The sequence below is a fragment of the Chloracidobacterium validum genome (assembly GCF_018304825.1).
GTDB lineage: Bacteria > Acidobacteriota > Blastocatellia > Chloracidobacteriales > Chloracidobacteriaceae > Chloracidobacterium > Chloracidobacterium validum.
Genome location: NZ_CP072648.1, coordinates 59,709 through 85,868 on the forward strand (window position 1 = coordinate 59,709; position 26,160 = coordinate 85,868).

Sequence of the window (26,160 nt, forward strand, 5' to 3'; positions counted from 1 at the left end):
ATGGGGGTGGAAAGTTTGTCTCAAGTTGAGTGACAATCACTGCCCTATGTCAGCTCAGGAATTGACGACGACAAGATGCAACATCTGGCTTGGCTACAACCGCCGTGTTACAGCCACTGGCGTCGCCTGGTTCTATTGATGCTCGCGGGCGTTGTCCTAGCGCTGGTTTCTAAAGCAAGTTGGGCGCAGAACGTACTGCCGGCGGCACAGGGGGCTGGGGTACTCGACGAACCGCGTCCGCCGGTCGGCCGGCTGGATGGTCGGACAATCTCGCGACTCACCATTGAGGTACAAGATGGGTTGGCTCAGGACCCGTCGCTGGCGGAAGCCATTGGCCTACAGGTTGGCGATCCGTTGACTGCCGTGCGGCTGCGGGCGGCGCTCGTCCGTCTCCATCGTTCGGAGCGGGTGGCCAATGCGGAAGTTTTTACCAGTCCAGATGGGGCAGATGGCGTTTGGGTTCGGTTTGTCGTGACCCGCCAGCTTCGCGTGGCCGAGGTGGTGTTTGATGGCGACATTATTTTTCCGGCTGAGGAACTGCGCCCGCGCCTGGCTACGCTCGAACGTGGCAACAAAATCACCACCCGGGCGTTGGTCGAAGGCGAACAAACACTGAGGGATTTTTACCGCGAGCGGGGGTATTTTCGAGCTTCGGTCAGTACGCGGGTTTCTGCCCCAAACGATGCGGCCCGGTCACGGGTGACATTCGTCATTATCCCAGGGCCACAAGCCCTGATTGGCGAGTGGCAAATTACCGGCGAGCTGAAAATCCCCCGCGCTGACTTCGATGCCAAGGTCATTCTGCATCCGGCTGGCACGCCCTACGCGATTGATTTCGTTCAGTCGGATGTCCAGCGTATTCGGGCCTTGCATGTGGCGCGGGGCTACCTCGATCCGCGCATCAGCGAGCCACACGTCACGTATGACCCAGGCACAAACCGGGTGTCCGTGGTGGTGAACGTGATTTCCGGGCCCCTGGTCACCGTCAACATCACGGGCTTTGAGTTGCGGCGCGAGGAACAGCGCCGAGTGTTGCCTGTGCTACGCGATGGCGGCCTCGACGACTTCACGCTGGAAGACGGGGCCCGCCGGTTGCAGACGGCGCTCCAGCAGCGCGGTTATTTCTTCGCCGCGGTTGAATGGTCGCGGCAGCGGTTGGTGGATGAGGACCGCGTTGTGGTGACGTACACCGTTGACCCTAACCGGCGCTACCGGGTGCAGGCGGTGCGTATCGTTGGCACGGACCTCCTGCGCTACCAGGATGTCGCGGCTGATTTCAAGACGCGCCCATCTTCGCTGATTCCGCCCTCGCGCGGGCTTGTTACTGAAGATACGCTGGCGCGGGATGCTGAAGTCATCGTGCGTGATTTGCGCAATGATGGTTACTTGCAAGCCCAGGTGACCGAGCGCCGCATCGGCACTGGACTCGATGATGAATCGTTGGTTGTGCTGTTTCAGGTCGAAGCCGGCCCACGGGCGCAGGTGGCAGAGGTACGGCTGGAGGGCAACCAGTTGCTGGCGACCGACCAGCTCAGACGAGTACTCAAACTTGAAGCTGGTGATTTCATCACGCAGGCACAGGTTCGTGCCGACTTGGATCGGCTGACCTCACTGTACCTGAGTGAAGGCTTTGCTGAGGCACGCATTCGGCAGGAACTGGATGAAAGCCCTAACGATCCGGCGCAGGTCAGTCTAGTCTATGAGATTGAGGAAGGGCGGCGCTTTACCGTCAATCGAGTGATCGTCAGTTCGCGGGGGCGAACTTCCGAACGCACCCTCCGGCGTTTTCTGGCCCTGCGGCCGGGAGACAGATTGCGCCGCGACAAACTGACCCAGGCCGAGCAGTCGCTGTACGCCACCGGGGCTTTCCGGCAAGTGCTGATTCAAACGCCCTATGTCCAGGCGACGAGTCCGACCGACGCGCTGGCCGATGTCACCTTGGACGTGATTGAGTCCAAGCCTTACACCCTGGCCTACGGATTTGGTTATCAAACCAACGACGGTCCACGTGGGTCGTTTGAGCTATCCAACGCCAACATGTTTGGACGGTTGGAAGTCGGGAGCCTCATCTTGCGTCTGAGTCGGCGGGAGCAGTTGGCGCAGGTGTCGTACCAATTTCCCCGTTTCAATTTGCCGCGCGTGACCACGCTGACCGATGGGGTAACGGCGCCCGTTCTCGTCTCGGTGCTCTTTCAACGCCAGGCGCGGGTCAGCTTTACGGCGCAGCGGTTGGCCGCGCTAATTCAATCGGAAGTCCGCTTCGATGCCCAAAGCGCCCTGATCTTTCGCTATCGGTTGCAAAACGTGCGGGTGCTCGACTTGCGAGTGACCAATCCACCCCTTCAGCGGGTGGATGAGCCGCTCAACCTAGGAACCGTTTCGGCCACCTACGTACGGGACACACGCGATGTGCCGCTGGATGCGACCCGTGGTTCCTTTGTATCGGCAGATATGACGGTGGCCACGCCGCGGATTGGCGGTTCAGAGCGGTTCATTCGCTTTTTGTGCCAGGCGCAGGGCTATCGTCGCGTAACCGAACGGTCGCCGGTGGTGCTGGCTGGGCGGCTGCAACTTGGTTTAGCCCGCCCGTATGGCAACACTCAGACGCTCCCCATCAGTGAGCGCTTTTTCTCTGGCGGGCCAACCACGCTCCGCGGACTGGGCTTTGAGCAGGCCGGCCCCCGCGACCCAGTTACCGATGCGCCGATTGGTGGCAATGCGCTTGTGGCGATTACGGGCGAAGTTCGCTTCCCGTTGCTGCAAAACATAGAAGGCGCTGCCTTTTATGACCTAGGGAACGTGTTTGCGCGCGTGTCAGATATTGGATTCGGTCGGTTTACCAATAGCTTGGGCGGGGGCTTTCGCATCAAGACGCCACTGGGTCCCTTGCGCGTGGATGCCGCCTACCTGCTTGACCCCCCGTTTTATGTGGCGACGCCCAACCGCCGACTGACGAACCTCCAGGTTCACATTACGTTCGGGCAAGCCTTTTGAAGCAGCCAGGGTGTGTTTGAAGCAGCCAGGGCGTGGACGCTGGCGTGGTGTGTTACTTGGTATGTAAGTTGACAAAAAGCACTTAGATAAGCTAGCATAGCCGGATAAAAGTTTACCTTACCAGAGCGCTATCATTGACAATTTTTTAGGTTATGGGAGGTTTTGCGAATGGCCTTGTCTGTTTCCGGCTCCAAATCTTCGCGCAAGATCACATCCAGTTCCCAGCTCCCAGTTCAGCCTGCCCCGCCTGCTTCCTCCCCACGGATGCCATCCGCCCGCGCCAAGTCGAAAGGTCTCGCTTCTGAATCACCCCCTGAAGCCTCCAAGCTATCTCCTGCCAAAGCTGACCAAGCTGCCAACGTAGCGCGTCCCGTGACCCGTTCGAAGCTGTCTGTAAAATCCAGTCCAGGACCTGATTTGGTTGCTGACGCCGCTCCAGCAAGGACGCGAAAGACAAAGTCCCAAACGCCAGCCGAAACCACGCGCAAAACCGTCGAAGCCGTGGTGAAAGCGGTTCAGAGTGTGGCCTCCAAGGCGTCTGCCCGGAGCCAGTCCGCCCCACCGTCCCGCAAGGTGGTTCACCCAGCTTCGGAGTCAAAAGCGGCCGCGCCGGCGCGTGCGCTGGCGTCCGGTGCTCCAAAGGCTGAGAAGAAAGCCAAGGCCTCACCGCCAACGCCATCCGTACCGGCCGTGGAGACGCCTGCCAGCGAAGCTTCATCGAAGAAGAAGTCCAAGAAATTCCTGGCGTCGGCTGCGCCCGTCAGCGAAGCAACCCCGCCGATGTCTTCAGCGCGGCGAAACCGTGAGCGGGAGGCACTGAATCTCTACACAACCGCCATGGAGTCGTTCAAACAAATGGATTACGACCGGGCGCGCGATGTGCTGCTCCTCTTGCTCAACGACTTTGTCCTGGAAAGCGAGATTGCTGACCGGGCGCGGGTGTTTCTGAAGATTTGCGAGCAAAAATTGCATCCGGCTATGCTATGAACCGAGTGTGGAGCGATCCGAAGTTGGCTTGACGGGGCAAGGTAGTGGTGCTTGTTTTTCCGTCACGCCGCTGCAAAAAGACAGCTTTAGGATTGGCTCCAGTTTTTTAGCGCACTTGGTTCCCGGCAACTATGGTTTCTCGTTCCACTGCATCCAATCAGTTTCCGTCACCCATCAAATGTGTTGCGATTGGTGGCGGAACTGGTTTAGCAACGCTGCTCCGTGGCCTGAAACGGCGCGTCATCGAGGATGGCGATCCGCTTCCAGGGCAATGTATCGAGAGTCTAACGGCCGTTGTGACCGTGACGGATGACGGGGGCAGTTCAGGCCGTCTCCGCGAGGAGTTTCAAATGCTCCCGCCGGGTGACATTCGCAACTGCCTGGTCGCCCTTTCAGAAGACGAACGGCTCTTTTCCCGCCTGTTTCAATACCGCTTCCCGGGCCAGGGGAGCGTGCGCGGTCACAGTTTTGGCAATCTGTTTTTAGCCGCGCTGACGGGCATCACGGGCGATTTTGTCGAAGCTATCCGGCTGTGCAGTGAGGTGCTGGCCATCAAGGGTAAAATCGTTCCGTCAACCACGAGCGATGTCACCTTGGTCGCCGAACTGGACGATGGTTTCGTCGTGCGCGGCGAATCCAAAATCAGCGCGGCCGGTGGACGCATCCAAAGTATTGCGCTTGATCCGCCCGATTGCGCCCCGCTGCCAGAAACCCTGACCTCAATTGCCGAAGCCGACCTTATCACGCTGGGTCCCGGCTCGCTGTTCACGAGTGTCATCCCAAATCTGCTGGTTGCCGGCGTGGCGGACGCGATTGCTGCCTCAACCGCCCTCAAGGTGTATATCTGCAACCTGATGACCCAGCCTGGCGAGACGACGGATTTTTCCATCGCGGATCATGTCGCCACGCTCCTCGATGCCTTGTCACCGGCCGGCCTGGATGCCGTCGTGGTCAACCACGGTAGAATTTCAGCGGCGGCGCGGGCACGTTATCGGCTCGAAGGCTCGCGTCCGCTGACGGGACGTTCATCCATCCGACGCCTGAATGGACTGCCTCCCACGGCGCGGGTTGCCACGGATAAGTTTCTCATGTTTGACCGCCACCGGATTCCAGTCGTGACTGCTAACTTGGTGGAGGAAACCGAGGTTGTGCGCCATGCGCCGGAAAGGCTGGCCCAGGTCGTGCTGGATGTGTATGCCCGACGTTTGCCCGCGACCCAACGCAAGCCAAATCTCCGACTCGTCGCGCGGTGACAGACCTGACGACGTAGCGCTTCCACAGCCCAACCTCCTGCCATGACGACGGTGGCTTCCAACATTCCTTCTCGTAACATTCCTTCTCGTAACATTCCTTCTCGCTGGCACATCTGGCGGCGGCGGCTGGTTTTCATCGGCCTGGGTTTTTGTCTGCTCGTTGGGGCAGCGCTGATCTGGCTGCCTGAAATGGTTGAGCGGGAGGTGAATGGGATTGCCGCGACGACGCGCAAGCCTCCGTCGTCCCGCGCCTTGGCGCTGCATGCCCGGTTGTTCGTGGCCGATCTACATGCCGATACTCTGCTGTGGAACCGTGACCTTCTGGCGCGCAGTACGCGCGGCCATGTGGACCTGCCGCGCTTACAGGAAGGGAATGTGGCGCTGCAAGCCTTTACCATCGTCACAAAAGCGCCGCGCGGCATGAACAACGAGCGGACCGATGGCGACCGCTTCAACTTGGTGGCCGCCCTGAACGTGGCCCAGTTGTGGCCGCCCAAAACCTGGACGAGCTTCACGGAGCGCGCGCTCTATCAATGTCAGCGGCTGGAAGCCGCCGCGGCGCGCTCGGGTGGCCAACTGACCCTCATTCGCAACCAGGCGGAACTGCGTGATTTTCTGGCTCGTCGCGCTGCCAATCCAAAGCTGGTCGGGGCGCTGCTTGGCGTCGAAGGCGCGCACGCCCTTGACGGCGACCTCACCAATCTGGATCGGCTGTACGCGGCCGGTGTCCGCATGATGGCACCGACGCACTTCTTCGACAATGAGTGGGGTGGTTCGGCGCACGGTCTAGCCAAAGGCGGACTCACCGACCTGGGGCGTGAACTCATCCGCCGCATGGAGCAAAAGTCCATGGTCGTTGACCTCGCGCATGCTTCGCCGGCTGTGATTGACGACGTGTTGGCCATGGCCACGCGCCCGGTGGTGATTTCGCACACCGGGGTGCGCGGCACCTGTGGCGGGTTGCGCAACATCACGGACGACCAGTTGCGCGGTATCGCGCGCACCGGCGGGGTGGTTGGCATCGGGTATTTCTTTGCGGCCGTCTGCGGCCAGGATGCCCGCTCGATTGCCCGCGCCATGCGCTATGCGGCCAATGTGGCCGGCGTTGAGCATGTCGCCCTGGGTTCGGACTATGATGGCGCGGTGAGTGTGCCTTTCGACACGGCGCACCTGGCCGAAATCACCGACGCTTTGCTTGAAGAAGGATTTTCTGAGCAAGAGATTGCCCTTATGATGGGAGGCAACGTCCAGCGGGTCTGGCTGGCCGCATTGCCCTAACCGTCGCCAAGCGACCGGTTGAAAGAAGCGACATCAATGACCGAACGACGCCTTCGTATTCTCATTGCCAAGCCCGGACTTGACGGCCATGACCGTGGCGCGAAAGTGATCGCGCGCGCGCTGCGCGACGCTGGCATGGAAGTCATCTACACTGGCTTGCGTCAAACACCAGAGCAAATCGTTGCCGCCGCCGTGCAGGAAGACGTGGATGCCATTGGGGTTTCCATTCTGTCCGGCGCGCACATGACGTTGTTCCCGCGCATTTTGGAACTGATGCGCGAGCAGGGGATTGACGACATTCCACTGTTCGGGGGGGGCATCATTCCTGACGAAGACATCCCGAAGCTCAAGGCGGCCGGGGTGGATGAAATCTTCACGCCAGGCGCGACGATGGATGCCATCATTGCCTACATTCAAAACCGCGTCGGGACGGCCGCGGCCAACGCCTGACGCCAGCAACGGCGCAGGGCGCGGCCGGCATTCGCGCGCTTTTGTCTGCGAAGCGTCAAGCTGCCCACTACGGATGACCTTCTGACAACAGGCGCTGAAGCGTGCGCCGAATAAGCGCTGGCGTGGGAGCTGATGTTTCCTGGACCACGCCAATCCGTGAAGGCAGGATGAACCGCGCCTGGCCGCCAACAACCTTTTTGTCGTAAGCCAGAGCCGCCAGGACGGCATCCACCGCAATACCGGACGTTGCAGGCATTCGCCCGACGCGCCGCACCAACGCTTGCACCCGCTCCGCTTCGGCCGCCGCCATCCAGCCTAGTTCAGCGGCGATCTGACAGGCGGCGATCATGCCGAGTCCGACGGCTTCGCCATGGCGAAAGCGCCGGTACTTGGTCACAGCTTCCAACGCATGGCCAATTGTGTGGCCGAAGTTGAGGATTTTACGTTCGCCGGTTTCGCGCTCGTCCCGCGCCACGATGTCCGCCTTGATGCGGCAGCAATCCGCAATCACCTCGCCCAGCCAGTCCCAGGGCGCGTCCCGCCGCAGTGAAAGCGGCAACCGGGCTTCGAGCCGCGCAAACAGATCAGCATCGCGGATCACACCGTACTTGATGGCCTCATGCCAACCGGCATGCCATTCACGGCGGGGCAGGGTTTGGAGCGTTTCTAAGTCGGCGACAACCAGCGCCGGTTGATGAAAGGCGCCGATCAGGTTTTTACCTTCGCGCCAGTTGAAGCCAGTTTTACCGCCAACACTGCTATCAATCATCGCCAGCAGCGTAGTCGGAACTTGAACAAAGGCCACGCCGCGCAGGTACGTCGCCGCTGCAAACCCAACGAGGTCACCGACGACCCCACCCCCTAGGGCGACCAGCACATCGCGGCGCTCAAGTCGCTGCGCCAGGCAGAAGTCCCAGATGCGTTCCACCGTGCGCAGGTGCTTGAAGCGCTCACCATCGGGAATGACGCAGAGCTGAACGGCGAAGCCGGCCGCTTCTAAACTCGCCGTGGTGGCAGCCGCGTAGTGCCGGGCAACCTTCGGGTTGGTCACGATGGCGACCGACCGTGGGGCGTCACCAAACGTTTGGTGCAGGTGATGCCCTAAAGCGCGACATAGCCCTACGCCAATGTGGATGTCATACCGCCCGCTCGCATGCGTGACCGGAACGGTGGCGGTCGGATGAGCCTGAAGCCTGTTCATCACCCTGTGCCGCTAGGTTTTTTCTTCATCTGTTGCAGGACGAGGTTGCGCACCTGAACCGGCACCGTCGGGTCCGTGCTGAGTTCCTTGAGTTGGGAGGGCGTCAGCGTTCCGACCAGGGTAACGGCACGTCCCAGCGGGAGCATGCGGTTTCGGAGCAGCGCCATTTTGACATAGTTGCGATTGGCCCACCGCGCGGTATCCGCAATCAGGATGACGACATGCTGGTGGGTCGCTTTCCACACCGCGGTCGAAACCACGCTCTCCGTCAAAAAGGGGTTATTGAGCACGGCCCGGATGACCTCGCTGTTGGCATCGTTGAGCATCTGCGGAAGCAGTCGTCCGCCGTTGCCACGGCGCGCCAGCGTGATTTTTTGCCCCAGCGGAAGGTTTTGGTACTGCTGCAAAATGGCGTTTTCGGCCGCAGTTTTGATTTCCAGCGGAAGCGCTGGCGTGATGAGCACCGTGACCAGATCGAAGAGAAACAGATTCGGCACGAGGCGCAGTCCCGCCGAGGCCGGAAGCTTTGGATTGAGCACGAGCATGCGCCGTAGGCGGTGGCTTTCCTGCACGCGCCGGTCGCCGGCCATGCGCCGCAGGACTTCATGCGAAACATCACGCCGCCGGGCAATGATGGTCAGTTCTTCCTCGCCGGTGGCTTCGTTATCAAGCAGGGCGTTGAGGACTTCATCGGTTGCATCGAAAGCGAGTTCAAGCCGCTCTTCGGGCGTTCCACTTCGGGCGCGCTGAACCCGCCGCAGCAAATCGAGCTGTCCTAGAGCCGCTTGTTTGGCGGCAGCTTCCGCCGCGCTGATTTCCGGCGGCGCTGCCAAGTCATCTTCTTGCTCATCAGGCATAACGTTTTCTTCACCGCGTCCTTCACTGTGGCAGATCGGGCTTGAGGTACGTGGCAAACCATTCGTGGACGGTTTTGTACCAGAGTTCGCTATTTTGCGGCTTCAAAATCCAGTGTCCTTCGTCTGGGAAGTAGAGCAGCCGCGATGGCACGCCCCGCCGTTGTAGGGCCGTAAACAGTTGCAGTCCCTCACCAATCGGCACGCGGTAGTCGAGTTCGCCGTGGATGACCAGCGTCGGCGTCGCAAAGTTTTTGGCGAACCGATGCGGGGACCAGCGTTCATACAGCTCAGGATTATCCCAGGGATTGCCCTTGAATTCCCACTCCGTAAACCATAGCTCCTCGGTCGCGCCGTACATGCTCGTCAGGTTATAGACCCCGGCGTGCGAGACAAAGGCCTTGAACCGTCGGTCCTGGTTGTGTCCGAGCATCCAGTTGACCATGTAGCCACCGTAGCTCCCGCCGGCCGCGCCAATGCGGTCGGCATCCACAAAGCCCATCCCAATGATGTGATCAACGCCCTTGAGCAAATCAACATAGACTTTACCGCCCCAGTCGCCGCTGATTTCGTCGGTGAAGCGCTGTCCGTAGCCGGTCGAGCCGCGTGGGTTGATCATGGCGACGACATAGCCGGGCGCGGCAAAGAGCTGGGCGTTCCAGCGGAAGCTCCACCCGTTCGACCATGCCCCCTGCGGGCCGCCGTGAATAAGCACAATCATCGGATACTTTTTCCCCGCGGTAAACTGCGGTGGCTTGACGACGAAGGCATGGACGCGCGTTTCATCGGCACCCGTAAACCAGGTTTCTTCGACCTTGCCGAAGGCAATGTCTGCCAGAAACGCTTCGTTGACGCGCGTCAGTGGCTTCGGTTTGCCGCCGCTGGTCGCTACCGAGAAGACTTCATTGGGGCGCGTCAGGGTGGACTGCGTAAAGTAGAGCGTCTTGCCGTCGGGCGCGACCGAGAGGTTGCCGTTTTGTCCCTGCGCGACGAGCGTCTGAACGTTATCGCCAGCCAGCTTCAAGGTGAAAATCGGAACTTGCCCACGTTGGTCGCCGGTCAGAAACAGGGTTTGGCTATCGGGCGACCACACGAGTTCGTCGAAGGCAATATCCACCTTTTCGCTCAGCCGGCGCAGCTTGCCGGTGGCGCGTTCATACAGGATGACCTGCTTTTTGTCCGACTCGAACATGGCGCGATCCTGCGACAGCCAAGCCAGGTACTTGCCATCCGGTGAGTAACGCGGATGGACATCCGAGCCGGGACTGGTGGAAATTCGCTTGGGTTCGCCGCCGGTGAGCGGGACGAGAAAGATGTCGTTGTTGGTGCTGATGGCTTCGTCGCGGTCGGTATTGCGCGCAAAAGCTAGTTCCTTCCCGTCAGGTGAGAGATCGTAATCACGTCCACCCAGGCTAAACGGCGGCGCGTCATAGTCGCCAGGCGTCAGGTCTTTGGCGTCTCCGCCCGCGACCGAAACGACAAACAGATGGGTTCGTCGTCCTTCCTTGAAGCTGTCCCAGTGGCGATAGAGCAGGCGGTCGGCAAGCTGCGCCTTGACCTTGCTGGCTTCGGCAGCGGCGTACTTGCGTCGGTTGCAGTCGGCATCCGGGCATTCCGGATAGACTTCGGCAACGAAAACCAGATGGCGGCCATCGGCCGCCCACAGCACACCCGAAACATTGGTAAAAAAGTCGGTCACTTTCCGGGGTTCGCCCCCCTCGACGCTGACCGTCCAGATTTGCGCCTTGCCGTCGCGGTTGGAAACAAACGCAATGGTCTTCCCGTCGGGTGACCAGCACGGGTCCGTTGCCGACCGCGCGCCGGAGGTGAGTTGGCGCGCTTGGCCCCCATTCGCCGGCATCACCCAGATGTCGTACTGGACGCGGTTGGCGGCCTGGTCCGTAACGCCTTGCACGTAGGCGAGGTGTTTTCCGTCCGGTGACACCACGGCCGTGGCAATTCGGCGAAACTTCATTTGGTCATCGAAGGTCATCGGACGTGGCGCGGCAAGCGCCGCACTCCAAACGCAGAGCATCCACACCAACCCAGAGGTCACAACCCGCCGTAGCCTGAGCATCCAAAACTCCTATCTCGATGAAAGGTAAACACTAACCTTGCGCTCCAGAGTGTAGGCCGGCGACGCCAACCTTGTCATGACTTGTCATGGAGGACAGCGCCGTGGGTTTTGGATGAGGCGTTGAGTCCACCCTCATCCCAACTCGCCGCCGGGTGGGGACTGGGCTTCCTGTGAGGATAGGCGGCCGGAAGCGCGCCGAGGTTGTTTGGGCTGCCCCGATCCAACCCGGGCCGGCCTCGCATCAACCTGAGCGCTTTGCGCTGTCAACTACGGCATGCAGGCGACGCGCAAGCGTGGCAATATGGTGCCTGCCGCGCATCGGCGGCGTCTCTGGAAAGCCAGTTGGAAAGCGCCATTTGCTTCACGTCCCCAGTGCTTGGCCGGCGACAGCTTTTTGCATCCAGGCAAGTGAGACCATGCTTCGCATTTTTCTCTGGGTAGATACGAAACGCTACGAAATCGGCTCGCCGGCATTCTTTCACTGTTTCTTTTCGACGATTGCCTATCGCTTGGAACAGGATGCCTGGGGGAGCGTCTATCCGTGCATCATGCTGGAATTCTACAAAGGACGGCTTGACTACCCGAACGCCGCGCAGGCGCTCAGCGAACTCGACGCCATTCAGCTTGGCTTGGAAGTCCTGCCGCCGACTGACATCGTGTGGGATTACGACGATCTCAGCCGGCAGCCGCCGTGGGCCGACGGGGTGCTGGAGACGTTAAGCTGCGCGGCGGAATGTTTTTTCACGCCGAGCGAGGAGCATTTATTCACCGTCTTGCGCCAGGCCTTTACGCGAAGCGCCGAAGTTCGGCATGACGTGCGCATCCGCCGTATGGCATGACCCACGTTCTGATTCCATCCGTAGGCAAGAGATAGCACCACCATGGCTCAACGTTGGGCTGGATGCCAGGTACACATCTACCTGCCGGGCTGTTCCTGCTGATGCCGATGCTCGTTCCACAGAACGATATTTTATGCAGCCTGGCGTGCTTACCAGCAGCCTGGCTGGATGGCTCGCGCCGTTAGTACTGGAACGTTTTATCGAAGCCGTCAAACTGGAAGATGTTGTACTCCCAAGCACATTCGCACAGGGGCACTTCTTCGCCGCCTGTAATGAAGCCCACAAGCTTTTTCACTTGCTTTACCGGAGGGCATGGGTGGTAGAAGCCCACTTTGAGATAGACGCGCCCTTTTAGTCCCGACAGGTTGTTGCTGAAGTGTAAGACGGGTTTGTTGACGGCGCTGAAATTCATCAGCATGTCGTTCCTGACAAGTGGATTGACCTCGGACTGGAGAGTGACATAGGCAATTACGGCGTCCACCCCACCAGAGGCGTCGAAGCGGGTATTTAGAAAAGGGTTGATGGTGCCGCTAAGCTCGTTGTTGACCAAGTTGGCCTGGCCGTAGAGCTTGAAGCCGACGCTGCCACCCAAGGTGGCGGTAACGCGGACAGGCACAGGTCCGATGAAAAACCGCACGTCGGCCAAGGGCCAGGACAAACTCTGATAAATGTCGTAATTGAGAGCGATGGTTTTGGCACCTGGGGTTTCAGGCTCAAACTTGATTTCGTCGGCGGCTATGCCTAAGACAATGAGTTTGAGGCGTATGCCGTTGGGTTCGTTGTTGCCTGTAAGTCCGGTGCCTGTGCCCAAGATGGCGGAAAAGTCGCCGCGCAGCACTTCCAGTTCCTTACTGAGAGGTTCACTGCTGTTGACAATGCTCAAAAAGTTGTAGTACCGCAGCCCAAGCAAGGCATTGGCTGTGACTTTGTAGCCCAGGGTTGTGACCTTGTTCTTGCTTTGTTGCCAACTTCGAGTGCTTTGTAACCCATTCCCTCGAATAAACATGCTAAACGGCACCTTGTCGCCTTCGGGGAAAGCAAACTGGAACGTCGGCACAGAGTTTCTTTCCGTCAAGACCAAATTAAGTTCTTTGTCGACTGAGCCGTATGCCGCCAGCGCGTTGTTGCTTTGTGCCATTGGCGCTCCGTCAAGGCCATAGCACACCACACGGATGTAGTAGGGCTTTATCTGATTGACCGGTTCGGGCTCGATCGTGCTTAGGTCAACCTGAAAGTACTCGTACACCTTGCCCTTGTAGTCAAGCGGGGCGATACCCCGGACACTGGTTCCCCATTTCAATGGTGACTCCTGGCCGGAGCGCAGTACATCTTTGGGCTTGTAATTGATGGCGGTCTCGTCGAATGGTTTGTTGGACACTTGCCACTCCACCTTGCTGATCAGAGCCTCTACGCCTTTGGGTACCTCCAGCAGCAGGGGGAAAACCTTGCGCCCCTTAGAAGCCAACGACACCTTGACCCAGGTTACCGGAAACTCTACGGTGCCTTCGTCAGAACCGGTCTCGCCGATGTACAGGTTGGGCTGCCAGTTAGCAACAGCTAGCGTTTGCGTGTTGATGCCTCCCGACACATTGGGTAGGCTGGTGGTGGGCACTTGCCAGATGGTAGTGGCAGATTTTTGGTTGGCCTGGTACCGGCTCAACGAAATGGCCTTAAAGTTAGGCGGCAGGGCGGGGGAGGGTTGGTACAACGCAACATTGAAGTTGGGTTTCAGTCCTTCAAAGGCATTGGGCTGGCGCAGTGAGCGACCGCGCGCGGCCAGTGCTTGCTCCAGGGCATTCAGCTCGTCGAAGTATTGTTTCACCGTGGTGACGCGCCCTTTGCCGTCAGGTGTGGGCAGGGTGATCTGGGCATTGGGGTTGAGGGCCTTGCCCGTCGTGGGGTTTACCATCTGGAAAGGTTCGTACTTGACGGGAGCTCGCCTGTAGGAAGGTTCGTCCAACAGGTTTTGTGTCTGGGTCAACATTCGAGAGGTAGTCTTGAGCTCCGGAAACTCAATGATTTTCCGCCCAGGATTGCGGGGGTCATTGCGGATTTGGTACTGCCTTTGGGCGATCGATAGGGCAGGTGACAGGCACAGGCACAAGCACGGCACAACTGCCCGGAGAAACAGTTTGCTGGCAGGCTTCATAGGCATGGGCACGAAATAAATACATGTTGCGGTTACAAAGACAATTCTGAAGGTTTAAGAGATAAAGAGTCAACCCAATAAATAGCGCAATAACTGGTCACACTTGTTTCGCCGGATTGGGGCTTCAAGTGAGGTTCTGGGGCATGGAATGGCCGAGACCAGGCCAGACGGGCAACTGTTTTCTTGGTTTCAGAAGCTTGCAGAAAAGGAGAGAGGGTACGAAGGGACGCCATAGCCACCCTCGCAAGCACTTCCCATCAGGCAATGATGCACATAGCATGGCTGCCAACAGCAGGGCCTGGCATGTTCGTGCTGATGTCCTGCTTGATGAGGGGTTTACCTTAGATAACCGCCAACGGCAGTCCTAATATGTGAGTAGCCATGCGTCAATTGCGTGTTACACCAGATGACTTACGTACCATGAAAGCCGACGGTCAGCGCATCGTCGCCTTAACCGCCTACGACCGCCCGACGGCTGAAGTCTGCGAAGCAGCCGGCGTAGATGTCGTGCTCGTCGGCGACTCGCTCGGCAACGTCCTCCTTGGCTACGAAACGACCATTCCCGTCACGATGGAGGAAATGCTCCATCACGTCAAAGCCGTTGCGCGCAGTGTGCGGCGGGCGCTTGTCGTGGCGGACATGCCGTTTTTGTCCTACCAAGCTGACCTAACCGAAGCCCTGCGCAATGCTGGGCGTTTCCTCAAGGAAGGCGGCGCGCAGGCCGTCAAGCTGGAAGGGGGCGACCGCAGCGCCGAGACGGTCGAACGCCTGGTCACGGCCGGCATTCCCGTCATGGGACACCTGGGCTACACCCCTCAGTCGGCGCATGTTTTCGGCCGGAATGTCGTGCAGGGACGTGATTTCGACGCCGCCATGACGCTGGTCAACGAGGCCCTGGCGCTCGAAGAAGCCGGTTGCTTTGCCATCGTTCTCGAATGCGTTCCGCGGGAGGTCGCGCGCGCCCTGTCAGAACGGCTTACCATTCCGACGATCGGTATCGGCGCTGGCAACGGCTGTGATGGGCAAATTCTGGTCTTCCACGATGCCGTTGGTTGGGGGCCGGGCGCGGCGCTGAAGTTTGTCAAGCCATACGCCAATGTCGGTGACGTGCTGCGCCAGGCCGTGAGCGATTATGCCCGCGAGGTCCGCGAAGGGACGTTTCCGACCGCCGCACACGCCTTTTCAATGCCGGCGGAGGCGCTGGTGCTGTTCGAGCAAGAACTGGCTGAACTAGACGCCGGTTGCCATGAATGATTGGTCGAGCGGTTTGGTTTTTTGGAGAACACCTAACAACGTATGACGGTTATCAAGTTTGGAACGGATGGCTGGCGTGGGCGCATTGCCCGCGAGTTTACCTTTGCCAACCTCGACCGCGTTGCGCAGGCAACCGCCGAGCAATTTCTGGCCGAGGCTGATGGCACGAACCCGCTGGTGTACGTCGGTCATGACCGGCGTTTTCTCGGTGAAGACTTCGCGGCGCGCGTCGCCGAAATCATGGCCGGCAACGGCTTTCAGGTGCGTGTTTATGATCAGTTCGTGCCGACGCCGATGGTGTCTTACGACTGCTATGCCGAGCGCGCGCGTGGCGGCATCGTGATTACGGCCAGCCACAACCCACCCCAGTTTTCCGGCTTCAAAATCAAGCTGCCCTTTGGCGGTTCGGCCCCGCCGGAATACACCGTTCAGGTCGAAGCCCGCCTGGACGCCAACCAGCCCCGAGCAATGCCCCTGCGCGAAGCGCTGGCCGCAGGACAGGTGCAGTACGTGCCGCCATCGGAAACCTATCTGGCGCGCTTGGGCGAACTGGTTGACCTGGACCGCCTGCGCGCCTTCGATGGTGAAGTGCTCGTAGATTCAATGTACGGCGCTGGCGGACGCTACATCGAGCGGTTGCTTCAGGGCGGACGGCTGCGCGTCACGACGCTGCGGGCCGAACGCGATCCCTACTTTGGCGGCATTCACCCCGAACCGATGATGCCGCAGCTCCAACCCCTGTGCGATGCGGTCGCGCAGCGGGGCGCACTCCTGGGGCTGGCAACTGATGGCGATGCCGACCGCGTCGGCGCGGTGGATGACACCGGGGCGTACCTGAATACGCACCGCCTGCTGGCCATGCTGGCGCTGTACCTGATCCGCAAGCGCGGGCTGACCGGCGGCATCGCCCGAACGGTTTCCCAAAGCGTTGTTGTCAAACGTATTGCCGAACGGCACGGGCTGCCGACCTATGAGACGCCGGTTGGCTTCAAGCACATTGCGGCGCTGATGCGTACGCAGGACATTCTATGCGGTGGCGAAGAATCCAACGGACTGGGCTGCAAGCTGCACATTCCCGAACGGGATGGCATTTTCAGTGGCTTGCTCGTGTTGGAAGCCGTCCTGGCCTTTGGCAAAAAGCCCTCCGAACTAGTTGCCGACATCGCAGCCGAGTTTGGCCACTTTGCCTATGACCGGCGCGATCTGACGCTTGACCACATCGAGCAGGGCATTGCCTTCATCGAGCGCCTGACGGCCGATCCGCCGGCCAGGATTGCCGGAGATACGGTCTGCGCGGTTGGGACGCTCGACGGCGTGAAGTTGCACTTCGCCGACGAAAGCTGGCTGCTGTTTCGCGCCTCGGGCACCGAACCGCTGGTGCGTGTCTATAGCGAGGCCACGACGACCGAAAAAATGCAAGCTTTGCTCGACTTTGGCGAACAGCTCGTGCGCCAATCACTGTGAGGCTGGACGCGGCTCACGGCGGCCGCGCACCGGTCGCCCTGGAAAGCCTGGTTCAATGGATACGGCTTGGTTTGAGTGGGTAGCGCTCCTGCTGACCGGAGCGACCAGCCTGATTGTTTCTGGTCATGCGCTACTGTACAAGCGGGAAGCCCGTTCGGCGCTCCTGTGGCTTCTGGTGACTTGGTTTTTGCCGGTTCTCGGGCCGGTGCTCTACTTACTCATTGGGATCAACCGCTTGCAGCGCCGCGCCCAGCGACTGCGCGCTGCCGTAGCGCTGCCGACGCTGCCACCGGCGGCCGGCGAGGATCAAACCGAGGCGCTGGCCGATGATGACCTTGGCGGGCTGGCGCGGCTGGTTCGGGAAGTGACCGGGCAACCGCTACTGGCTGGAAACCACATCGAACCGCTGCTCAATGGCGAGCAGACGTACCCAGCCATGCTGGACGCCATCGCGCAGGCACAACACAGCATTGCGCTGGCGACCTACATTTTCGACCGCGAGGGCATTGGCGAACTGTTCGTGGAAGCGCTGCTTGCCGCGCAACGGCGCGGCGTAAGCATTCGCATCCTCATTGACGATGTGTACGTCCGGCTAGTGCGCGGCTCCGCCTTCAAATTTCTCAAAGCCGCTGGGCTGCCGGTGGTGTCGTTCAACCCACCGGTCCTGCCGGCCCGGCTCCACGCGGCAAATCTGCGCAATCACCGAAAACTGCTCATCGTTGACGGCCAGGTTGGCTTCACCGGCGGCATGAATATCCACCGACCGTACTGGAAACCCGAGCAACCGGCGCAGGCCTTTCGGGAACTGCACTTTCGTGTGGAGGGGCCGGTCGTCCGTCACATGATCGAAGCGTTCACCGACGACTGGTACTTCACGACTCAGGAGCGGCTCGACACCGGCTTCTGGGGAACGAACTCGCTCGTTCCGGTCGGTGCGGCGCTGGCGCGTGGCATCGAAGCCGGACCAGATGAAATGCTCGAACGCCTGCGCTGGGTCTTTCTCGGAGCGTTGAGCGTGGCGCGGCAGACAGTACGGATTTGGACGCCCTACTTTGTTCCGGATCAGTCGCTCCTGTCGGCGTTGAGCGCCGCCGCACTGCGGGGCGTCACGGTGGACATTCTCACCCCAGTTGAGAACAACCATCCGTTGGTGCAGTGGGCCGGGCGGGCGCACTACTGGCAGGTACTTGAACACGGCGCGCGGATTTGGGAACGGCCGGGTCCGTTTGACCACAGCAAGCTGATGGTCGTAGATGGTCGCTGGCTGTGCCTTGGTTCCGCCAACTGGGATCCACGCAGTTTGCGGCTCAACTTCGAGTTCAATCTGGAAGTCTATGACACCGAGCTGGCGCAGCGCATGGATGCACTGTTTTGCGCGGTTTGCCAGGCGTCCATTCCCGTCACGGCCGAAGCGTTGCAGGCGCGTCCGCTGGCGGTTCGGCTGCGGGATGGGGCGGCGCGTCTGCTGTCGCCCATGCTGTAGTCACCGGGCAGTGCCGCCGGACTCAGGATGGGGACGTTGAGCGCGCCCCAGCCACAGAATGACCAGTGCCAGTCCGACGGCCGGGATGCCGAGCAGGGCCGTTCCGACGAAAAACTTGGTGTAGCCAAGTGTCGCCACGGCTTTTCCGGCAAAACCCGCCGCCCACTTTGGCAGCAGGAGCATCAGGGAACTCAGCAAAGCGTATTGCGTCGCGGAGTAGCCAAGATTGGTCAGTGACGACAAGTAGGCCACAAAGGCCGCGGCCGCCAAGCCGGTCGCAAGGTATTCGGCAGAGATGACCAGCGCCAGGGCCGGGAGATGTGGTCCAACGAGGCTCAATGCGGCAAAGAGCAGGTTTGTGCCGGCGCTCAACACCGCGCCGAGCAGCAGCACGCGCTCCAGTCCCCAGCGGGCCACCAACGCGCCTCCGAGAAACGTGCCGGTCAGCGTCATGCCGGTGCCGTAGGTATAACTGACCAGCGCGATGTGCGCTTTGCGATAACCGGCATCCACGTAAAAGGGATTGACCATGACGGCCACGACCGTATCGCTCAGGCGATAAGTCGCAATGAGGGTCAGGGTAAGGAGGGCTTGCCACCGATAGCGATGCCAAAAATCGGTAAAGGGAGCGACAAGGGCCTGACGCAGCCAGGGGATGAGGCGCTGTGCCGCTGGCGGGCGGCTGATCGCCGGTTCGCGCGACCAAAGCACCGTCACAACGCCCACCAGCATCGAGGCGGCCATGGTCAAGTATGCTACGCGCCAACCAGCGGGGCTGTAGCCATCCGGGCTACCGTAGCGGGCCGCCATCCAGAGTGCCCCGGCGCTCCCCCAGAGCATGGCCAGGCGGTAGCCGGTTTGGTAGGTCGCGGCCAGGATGCCCTGGCGATTGGCTTCGGCCGATTCGATTCGGTAGGCATCGAGCGCAATATCCTGCGTAGCGGAAGCAAAGGCGACGAGCAAGGCCAGCCACACGACCCGGCCCAGCGCTTGACGCGGGTCGGTTAGGGCTAGTCCGACCAGTCCCCCGGCCACGAGCAATTGTGCCAGCAGGAGCCAGCCGCGGCGTTGTCCAAGCGTGGTGGTCAGTCCGGGCAGCGGCAGTCGGTCAACCAGCGGCGACCAGCTCCACTTGAAGCCATAGACCAGGCCTACCCAACTGGCGTACCCAATCGCATCAAGTTCAATGCCGGCCTCACGCAGCCGAAACCCCAACGTGCTAAGGGCCAGCAACAGCGGCAATCCGGCAGCAAAGCCCAAGAGCAGCATGCGCAGGCTGGGGCCTTCCAGATAGAGGCGTACCACCGTGCGCCAAGGGGCTGGGGCAGGGGAAGTCGTTTGGTCTGACAATGCCAGTTCTCAAAACGCTAGGGTGACGAGCCGGTAGCGTTCACCTCAAACGATTGGTTTAAGCGCGCCGTGGACGCAGGTCTTCGTCAAACAACTGCCGGTAGGCGCGGTAGTTGGTCATGACCTTGAAAACATAGTCTTTCGTTTCGGCGTAGCCAACCTCGGCCGCGAAGCGTGCCTGGTCATTGCCGGCGCGCGCGCGCCAGCGTGCCGTCGCCGTCTCGCCGCCATTGTAGGCGGCCGCAACGGCGGCCGGGTGAGCTGGGAACAACGCGAACAGCTCCGCCACGTACTGCGCGGCAAGCTGAATGGCAAAGCGCGGTTCGTAGAGATCGGTTCGGGTGACATCGGTGAGGTTGAGTTTCTGGGCGGTTCGGTCGGCCGTGGTGTCAATGAACTGGAACATGCCACGCGCTCCGACCGGCGATTTCACGCCGGGATTGAAGCGCGACTCCTGCCGGGCAATCGCCAAAAGCAGGCGCGGGTCCACGTTGCGCCGGCGCGCCTGTTCGACCAGCACATCCCGGTAGGGGGCTGGGTAGAGCAGTTCGGCAACCATCCGCGGCATGACCTCCAGCCGAAAATCCTCTGGCAATGTCCCCAGGGTTGGCTCGCCATAGGCCAGGGCCTTCCAGGCCTGGTCGCCGCGGCCGGCATAGGCCGCCTGCGCAAAGGCCTCGCTGATGTCCACGAAGGGCAGGGCGTCATCGTAGAGGCGAAGAAAACAAAACTCTTCCACGGGCTTGCGAGTGGCCGGGGCAGCTTCCGCCGTGAGGATGACCTGGCGTCCAAGCTCCGGCGCGCTGTATGTCCAGGCGCGGGCGTAAGCTGGTCGTTGCTGGTAGAGGGTTTCGAGCCGGTTGAACAGCTTCTGCCGTTCGAGCGGGTCGGCCGTCAGGCGAAGCGCCTGGTGGAGGGCGTCTTTGTCTTGCCGTTGGGTCAAGGTTGCCAGGCGTTGGGCGGTGACGGCGCGCGCCTTGGTGTCAGCAACCAGCGCGAGCAGCCGCTCCGTGGCCAGTTGCCCGTAGTAGCTGGTGCGGGTGTCAGGTAAGGCCAGGTAGGCGTCAACGGCCTCGCCAAGCCGTCCCATCCGTTCCAGACAGAGCGCGCGCAGGAAAGCGACTTCGGCTGCATTGGTCGAACCCGGCCCGCGCCGGTTCAGCGGCGTCTGCTGAAGCGTTTCGAGCACGCCGAGCGCCGCACCGAACTCCGACTGTGAAAGCAAAATCTTGACCCGTTGAAAACGGGCGGTCACACCGGCCAGCTCGCGCGGAAAGCGTTTTTCTGTCCGGTCGCACCAGTCCAGTGCGGCCTTGGTGTCACCGGCCATGCGCAGGGTATCAATCGCGTTGAGATGCGCGCCGCCTAGAAACTCGCTGTTGGGATATTCGGCAATGAAGGCTGCGTACCGCGCCACGGCTTCGCGGTAACGTCCCGCGTTTTGCAGCGCATGGCCGGTTTGGTAGTAACCCTTTTCTCCGTCCGGCGACGTGGGGTATTCCTCGTGCGCCCGGTCGAACCAGCGAATTGCTTCATCCCAATTCTCTTCGATGAAAAAGGCACGTCCGACGCTCCACAGCGCCTCGGGGCGGCTGGGAACAGGGGGAAGCTGTTCAATCAGGACGCGGAAGTGCCGTTTCGCGCCTTCCGTGTGGCGATTGACCAGGTACAGCCGCGCGCGCGCCAGGCGCTGGGCCGGGGACAGGTCGGTATCGCCTTGTGCGTCGAGCTGTTCGGCCGCCAGGAGCGCGGCGTCGTCCTTGCCGGTGGCAAGCAGGCGGCGAAAGATGGCTTGCGCTTCGGCTTCGTTGCCGGCACGGCGCAGCAGCAGACCCAGCCGGGCTTCGTACTCGCGGCTCTGCGGCGCGAGTTGGCGATACAGTGGGATGGCACGGTCGAGTTGCCCGTCGGCAGCGTAACTTTCGGCCAGCCGGAGCCGGGCGTTACGGGCAGCCGGATGGCTACCAAAGTCACGAACCAGTTGCGTCAGGTGCCGTTGCTCGGCGGCACGGGTGGGTGACTTGCCTTCCTGCGCCTCGCGGCGCGCAATCTCGGCCAGGTATTTGAGGCAGTACGGCGTGAACATTTGCCCGCCGGGGCGCTGCATGACGTTTTCGTACTGGGCTTTGGCGCGGGGCAACTCACCGGTTTGGTGCAGCAGCCGCGCTTGCAAGTAGTCGTAGTTGTTGACCGTATAAAGCTGCGGCGCCGCCTCGGCAAACTGGGCTAAATCGCGTAACGCGCCGGCATAGCGCCGCTCTTCGACGGCCCTTTGGATGCGCTGCGCTGTCACGCGGGCTTCAAAGGGTGTCCGCGGTGACCGCTCACTGGTCGTGGCATCGGTTGCCGCCTGAACCGCCGGGGGCGTCCGCAGATCGGTGGTCAGCGTTGCCGCAAAGACAAAGAGGCTGGCTACGAAACGTTGGATTTCAAGGATAGCAATGGGCATAGGCGTAGGGATGCAACCGGCGCAGTCCGTGATGTATCCCCAGTGTAGCGGGATGGTTGCCCAAGGCGAAGTCGGGAAGCGCGCGAAGCCAAGCCGCGAAACGTCAAGCCTTGTGCCACCAAGCCGCCGGCGCGAGCCAAAACGCCTGACCCCAACGCTTCACCCCGCTTGCCATCCGCTCGGCCAACATCCGCATCGAGCCTTGGACTGGCATCAGAGACCTAAGCTCTGATGCCAACTTTCCATCAACCTGCTGCGAGTGGGCCGCTCATTGCGCGTGGCTGACGCTTGGTCGTTGTTCCGCTGCGGTGGTCACATCCCGGCCCTCACGGCGGATTGGCCTGACCAAAGAGAAGCGTGTTCAGCGCGGCTGCACCGGCCAGAGCTTACCCGTCATGCCTAACAACTTTCGGTGTGCGCTTCCAAGACGCGCAGCAGACGCTGCCGGTGGTGGATGACCGCTTGCCGGGCGCGCCGAAAGTCTTCCAGCGCCTGCTCATCAGACGATTTGGTACGAAGCCGCCGAAGGGCATCGCTTGCCGCCGTTCGGGCGCGCACGACTTCGCGCATGAGGCGGTCAAGCATCTGAGCCGTTGTCCCTCCGAGCTGTTCTTCAAGCGCCTTGATACGTGGATTCTTTTTGGACGTAGCTTTACCCATAGGACGACCTCACAATGAAACGCAGTCAGCGTTTTGATTTCTCTTGATGCCTACTTTCACGCTTGAGGTTGAAAAAAGTGCCCGAAATTTTCCGCTTTTCGCCGCTGCTCATTGTCACAGCCGTCGCCACCGAGCTTCAGGATGCCTTTGGTCGGTGGATAGAGCTGCCGGTTGCACAGCTACCGGTTGGTCAACTTGTGTCGGTAAGTCCACAAATCGTTGTTCTGGTCACCGGCGTAGGCGCGGTGCGCGCGGCCGCGGCAACGACGCTGACGCTTAGTCGCCAATCCTTTGCCGCGCTGCTTCACGCAGGCGTTGGCGGCGCATATCCCGATGCCCAGCTCAGGGTCGGTGATGTTGTCGTGGCGCTCAGCGAATGCGATCCCCAAGCTGGTATCGTCACGCCCGACGGCTACCGTGATTTGGGTGGCTTGGGATTCCCGCTCACGGATGACGTTCCTAATCGTCTCGTGTTTGACACGCCGTGGGCAGACTGGGTTGCGAGGCAAGCCGCGCCCGCGCCGCGCGTGCCGTTTGCAACGGTTCAGTGCTGCTCGGGCACCGACGCCGATGCCGCCACCATGGCGTCGCGCGCCGCGGCCGCGGTTGAAAACATGGAAGGTCTGGCCGTGGCGTGGACGGCCAGGCAGTTTGGCGTTCCCTATGCGGCGCTTCGCGCCATCAGCAACGTCACCGGCGACCGCCACCGCCAGCAGTGGAACTTCCCGGCTGCCTGTGCGGCGCTCGCGCGCACGCTGAACGCTATTCTGGACGCCCTTGCCGCGGAAAGCGATCCGGGTTGTTCGTGAACACGGCGTCCACGTTGCGCTCATACAGAAAGTGCCGCATTTCGGCTTCCACGTCGGGGAACTCGCCGGTTGCGTTTGACTTGAAGGTGTACAGCGTGACGGACAATCCGGCCGCGCGCGCCCAACCGACCATTTCCGGCTGCCGGACGACAATCTGCTTGGACGGACTGACGCCCGTGGCAAACCGGCGAATCCGGCGCATCCCGCCAGGGGAAATCCAGTCGCCAGGCGCTTCGTCGTCAATGAGAAAGACGAGCGGCAGCCGACAGCCGAGCCGGCGCAACCGCCGCAGACTATCCGCCTCGAACGACTGGATGATAACCGGTGTGCGCGGGTCGGCCCCGGGCCGGTCGAGTCCGTTTTTCTTGAGCGCCTCATAGAGCAACTTGGGCAGGTCGAACCCTAGCGCGGCGTACCGCGCCGGGTGCTTGATTTCCGGGTAAATCCCGGCCTTGCCGCGGACGGCGTCTATCATTTCCTGAAAGGTCAGTACCTTCTCACCGGCAAACTGCGGTCCAAACCAGGCCCCGGCGTCGAGTTGTTTGATTTCATCCAGCGTGAAATCAACAACCGGCCAGACCTGCCGTATCTGGCCCGTCGGGCCGGTTTCCGTGCGTCCACGGTCGGGGTACACCGTCCGAACGTTTGTCGTCCGCTCCAGGGTCGCATCATGCAAGCAAACCAGCACGCCATCTTTCGTGACCTGTAAATCCGGCTCGACATAGTCCGCGCCCTGCTCGATAGCCAAGCGGTAGGCCGCCAGGGTGTGCTCTGGAGCGTACGCCGATGCGCCCCGGTGAGCGATGTTGACTTTTTTCCCCTCAGGGTACTGCCCCAGTCCCGTTAGCGGCAGACTCGCCACCAACAGCCAGGCAATGTGAATACGAAAAAATGAAAGCTGCACGGGCATTTCTCCAAAAATACGAATTTGGCAACGCCAAATGGCCCTGGGCTTTAGTGTATGGGAATCATCTTCGCCCGAATTTACGACTGTGTTACATTGATGTAATGGACGCTTCTTAGGCTAAGAAGTAACTGAAGTTCTAGATTAGCAAGCTTTTGGTTTGCGCGCATGGCGACACAGCAGGCCGGCCTGGTATGTCATGTATCTCGCCGGGAAAGAATCGAAAGCGTCCATAGGGGGTACGAAAAAATGGATACCTTCGCACTGGACGCGCGGGTGCAGGGGTTGCGTGAAAAGGTCTTGCTCCTTGGTGGGCAGGCGGAAGATTCACTCTCACGGTCGCTGGAGGCGCTGATCCGCCGCAACTCGGTGCTGGCCGAGCAGGTCATCCGGGACGACGATGTGATTGATTCCGTCGAATCAGAGATTGACGAAACCTGTGCCAACTTGCTCATCCAGGCCGCGCAGCTCAGTCCGGCTGACTTGCGGTTTGTCATTGGGGTGCTCCGCACCACGCCGATGATTGAGCGCATCGCCGATCACGCCGTCAACATTGCCCGCCACGCGCTGCGCCTCAACGACGAGCCGGAGCTACAGCCATATATTGCGTTGCCACGGATGGGAGACCTTGTCCAAAAGATGCTGGCCGACGCCTTGGATGCGCTGACCCAAAGCAACGCGGCGAAGGCCCGCCAGACGATTCGGCGGGACGACGAGGTAGATATTCTGTACCGCCGCATCTTTGCCGAGCTGACGGCTTTCATGACCAAGGATTCCACCGCGGTCGTCCGCGCGGCGGAGTTGCTGTTTGTCATCAAGCACCTGGAGCGGATTGCCGACTATGCCACGAATGTTTGTGAACAAGTGGTTTACCTGGCCGAGGGCCGCGCCATTAAGCATACCCCAGACGCTTGGCAGGGCGAGTAAATGCAACCGGCGCAAAGGAGACACGCCTGCAATGAAGCGAAGCATCGTCATCATCGAGGATGATACGGACATTGCCCAGTCCATTCGTTACAACCTTGAACAAGAGGGGAGCTTTGTCGTCACGATTACCACGACCGGGGAGGCCGGACTCCGAACCGTGTTGGAGCACCCGCCCAACCTGATTTTGCTAGACCTCAACCTTCCGCTCATGAGCGGTTTTGAAATTTGCCGGCGGCTTCGCCGTGAAGAGTCCACATCGCACGTGCCCATCATCATGCTCACGGCGCGAACGGATGAAACGGACAAAATTCACGGGCTGGGACTGGGCGCGGATGACTATGTGACCAAACCCTTTAGCGTTCGTGAGTTGATGGCGCGCATCAACGCCATTCTGCGCCGAACCGAGGGAAGCACGGCGGCGATCTACGATGATGGGACGTTATTCATAGACTACAGCCACTTTATCGTTCGGTGTCAGGGGGCAGAGATCAACCTGACCCGCAAGGAATTTGCCCTCCTCAAGCTTCTGGCTCAAAGCAAGGGGCGCGTCCTCACCCGTGAATACCTGCTGGATCGCGTCTGGGGGATTGACTACGACGGTGAAACGCGCACCCTCGACGTGCACATCCGCCGGGTGCGTCAAAAGCTAGGCATAGAAGGCTACATCGAGACCGCTGTTGGCATCGGCTACCGCTTTGTCGAGGCCAGCAAGCCCGTCGAAGCCGATAAAGCGCCCGTCAAGGCCACAAAGACCTCGAAAAAACCATGAGTTAGGTGT

Annotated in this window: 20 protein-coding genes; 12 read left to right on the forward strand and 8 right to left on the reverse strand. The window is 60.7% G+C overall.

Features of this window, described 5'->3' with window-relative positions:
• The first annotated feature begins 75 nt into the window (after nucleotides 1–75).
• From J8C06_RS00230 to J8C06_RS00250, 5 genes are all read left to right on the forward strand, one after another.
• The gene (locus tag J8C06_RS00230; RefSeq protein ID WP_211428805.1) at nucleotides 76–2,994 is read left to right on the forward strand and encodes a POTRA domain-containing protein; all 2,919 of its coding nucleotides are present in this window, start codon (nucleotides 76–78) and stop codon (nucleotides 2,992–2,994) included.
• A 504-nt stretch (nucleotides 2,995–3,498) separates the two neighbouring features.
• Nucleotides 3,499–3,981, forward strand: a complete 483-nt coding sequence (locus J8C06_RS00235; protein ID WP_211428806.1) for a hypothetical protein — start codon at nucleotides 3,499–3,501, stop codon at nucleotides 3,979–3,981.
• A gap of 131 nt (nucleotides 3,982–4,112) precedes the next feature.
• Nucleotides 4,113–5,234, forward strand: a complete 1,122-nt coding sequence (locus J8C06_RS00240; RefSeq protein ID WP_211428807.1) for a gluconeogenesis factor YvcK family protein — start codon at nucleotides 4,113–4,115, stop codon at nucleotides 5,232–5,234.
• A 42-nt stretch (nucleotides 5,235–5,276) separates the two neighbouring features.
• Nucleotides 5,277–6,512, forward strand: coding sequence for a dipeptidase (locus J8C06_RS00245; RefSeq protein WP_211428808.1), 1,236 nt, complete (start codon nucleotides 5,277–5,279; stop codon nucleotides 6,510–6,512).
• 36 nt (nucleotides 6,513–6,548) lie between these two features.
• Entirely contained in the window at nucleotides 6,549–6,962 is a 414-nt protein-coding gene (locus tag J8C06_RS00250) for a cobalamin B12-binding domain-containing protein (RefSeq protein WP_211428809.1), read from the forward strand.
• A gap of 67 nt (nucleotides 6,963–7,029) precedes the next feature.
• Here J8C06_RS00250 and aroB read toward each other — a convergent pair whose 3' ends face one another.
• The 3 genes from aroB to J8C06_RS00265 are packed head-to-tail and all read right to left on the reverse strand — an operon-like array spanning nucleotide 7,030 to nucleotide 11,094.
• Nucleotides 7,030–8,163: a 3-dehydroquinate synthase gene (gene aroB / locus J8C06_RS00255; protein ID WP_211428810.1), complete on the reverse strand. Its 1,134-nt coding sequence runs from the start codon at nucleotides 8,161–8,163 to the stop codon at nucleotides 7,030–7,032.
• A complete protein-coding gene (locus tag J8C06_RS00260) occupies nucleotides 8,163–9,020 on the reverse strand; it encodes a hypothetical protein (protein WP_211428811.1) in 858 nt (285 codons plus the stop codon). Before J8C06_RS00260 ends, aroB begins: the two co-directional genes overlap by 1 nt.
• Before the next feature lie 22 nt (nucleotides 9,021–9,042).
• Nucleotides 9,043–11,094, reverse strand: coding sequence for an alpha/beta hydrolase family protein (locus tag J8C06_RS00265; protein WP_211428812.1), 2,052 nt, complete (start codon nucleotides 11,092–11,094; stop codon nucleotides 9,043–9,045).
• Between the two features lie 416 nt (nucleotides 11,095–11,510).
• On the opposite strand from J8C06_RS00265, the gene J8C06_RS00270 reads away from it, so the two are divergent.
• Nucleotides 11,511–11,933, forward strand: a complete 423-nt coding sequence (locus J8C06_RS00270) for an Imm70 family immunity protein (protein ID WP_211428813.1) — start codon at nucleotides 11,511–11,513, stop codon at nucleotides 11,931–11,933.
• A 181-nt stretch (nucleotides 11,934–12,114) separates the two neighbouring features.
• Here the strand turns inward: J8C06_RS00270 and J8C06_RS00275 are convergent, their stop codons facing one another.
• Entirely contained in the window at nucleotides 12,115–13,842 is a 1,728-nt protein-coding gene (locus tag J8C06_RS00275; protein WP_211428814.1) for a hypothetical protein, read from the reverse strand.
• 621 nt (nucleotides 13,843–14,463) lie between these two features.
• Between J8C06_RS00275 and panB the strand changes: the two genes are divergently transcribed.
• Genes panB through cls form a run of 3 tightly spaced genes read left to right on the forward strand, consistent with a single transcriptional unit; the run spans nucleotide 14,464 to nucleotide 18,283 of the window.
• Nucleotides 14,464–15,336, forward strand: coding sequence for a 3-methyl-2-oxobutanoate hydroxymethyltransferase (gene panB / locus J8C06_RS00280; protein ID WP_211428815.1), 873 nt, complete (start codon nucleotides 14,464–14,466; stop codon nucleotides 15,334–15,336).
• Nucleotides 15,337–15,378: 42 nt separating this feature from the next.
• Nucleotides 15,379–16,800 (forward strand): phosphoglucomutase/phosphomannomutase family protein, encoded by a 1,422-nt coding sequence (locus tag J8C06_RS00285; protein WP_211428816.1) that lies wholly within the window; start codon nucleotides 15,379–15,381, stop codon nucleotides 16,798–16,800.
• Between the two features lie 55 nt (nucleotides 16,801–16,855).
• Nucleotides 16,856–18,283 (forward strand): cardiolipin synthase, encoded by a 1,428-nt coding sequence (gene cls, locus J8C06_RS00290; RefSeq protein ID WP_211428817.1) that lies wholly within the window; start codon nucleotides 16,856–16,858, stop codon nucleotides 18,281–18,283.
• Here the strand turns inward: cls and J8C06_RS00295 are convergent, their stop codons facing one another.
• The 3 genes from J8C06_RS00295 to J8C06_RS00305 form a co-directional block, all read right to left on the reverse strand.
• Nucleotides 18,284–19,552: an AmpG family muropeptide MFS transporter gene (locus tag J8C06_RS00295; protein WP_211428818.1), complete on the reverse strand. Its 1,269-nt coding sequence runs from the start codon at nucleotides 19,550–19,552 to the stop codon at nucleotides 18,284–18,286.
• A gap of 139 nt (nucleotides 19,553–19,691) precedes the next feature.
• Nucleotides 19,692–22,082 (reverse strand): transglycosylase SLT domain-containing protein, encoded by a 2,391-nt coding sequence (locus tag J8C06_RS00300; RefSeq protein WP_211428819.1) that lies wholly within the window; start codon nucleotides 22,080–22,082, stop codon nucleotides 19,692–19,694.
• 399 nt (nucleotides 22,083–22,481) lie between these two features.
• Nucleotides 22,482–22,742 (reverse strand): hypothetical protein, encoded by a 261-nt coding sequence (locus J8C06_RS00305; protein ID WP_211428820.1) that lies wholly within the window; start codon nucleotides 22,740–22,742, stop codon nucleotides 22,482–22,484.
• A gap of 77 nt (nucleotides 22,743–22,819) precedes the next feature.
• On the opposite strand from J8C06_RS00305, the gene mqnB reads away from it, so the two are divergent.
• The gene (mqnB, locus tag J8C06_RS00310; protein WP_211428821.1) at nucleotides 22,820–23,551 is read left to right on the forward strand and encodes a futalosine hydrolase; all 732 of its coding nucleotides are present in this window, start codon (nucleotides 22,820–22,822) and stop codon (nucleotides 23,549–23,551) included.
• Here the strand turns inward: mqnB and J8C06_RS00315 are convergent.
• Entirely contained in the window at nucleotides 23,505–24,455 is a 951-nt protein-coding gene (locus J8C06_RS00315; protein WP_211428822.1) for a glycerophosphodiester phosphodiesterase family protein, read from the reverse strand. The two genes, mqnB and J8C06_RS00315, sit on opposite strands and share 47 nt — an antisense overlap.
• Nucleotides 24,456–24,704: 249 nt before the next feature.
• Here J8C06_RS00315 and phoU point away from each other — a divergent pair, with 249 nt between their 5' ends.
• The gene (phoU, locus tag J8C06_RS00320) at nucleotides 24,705–25,382 is read left to right on the forward strand and encodes a phosphate signaling complex protein PhoU (protein WP_211428823.1); all 678 of its coding nucleotides are present in this window, start codon (nucleotides 24,705–24,707) and stop codon (nucleotides 25,380–25,382) included.
• A 31-nt stretch (nucleotides 25,383–25,413) separates the two neighbouring features.
• Nucleotides 25,414–26,151 (forward strand): response regulator transcription factor, encoded by a 738-nt coding sequence (locus tag J8C06_RS00325; protein WP_211428824.1) that lies wholly within the window; start codon nucleotides 25,414–25,416, stop codon nucleotides 26,149–26,151.
• Nucleotides 26,152–26,160 lie beyond the last annotated feature (9 nt).